Here is a 281-nt window from a genome sequence, read left to right on the forward strand (position 1 = left end):
ATTCACTGCGCGGCCCCGGCGTGTTCGCACGCTCCGCGTCGGCCGCGCAGGCGGCGTGCATTTTTAGCAGCGCCTCGTGCTCGGCGCGCAGCGTCTCGTGCACGCCCAGGTGTTCCGCCAGCCGCGCCTTGATCGCTTCCCGCTCGGCCAGCAATGCGCCCACTGTGTCCAGACTGATCGCTGGGTGAAGCGCACGCTCGATCTCATCGAACAGAAACGCCGGTCTCTCGCCGGGGTAGTGGTGCGCCATCCAGGATTTCAGGTCGACGTGCCGCACCGTC

The 281-nt window shown here is 67.6% G+C and carries 1 pseudogene; it reads right to left on the bottom strand.

What is annotated here, in order from left to right:
* Positions 1 to 281, bottom strand: a pseudogene (locus tag ACR6JA_RS23330) (hypothetical protein); the annotation flags it as partial.

Source organism: Cedecea sp. B1(4) (assembly GCF_059414925.1).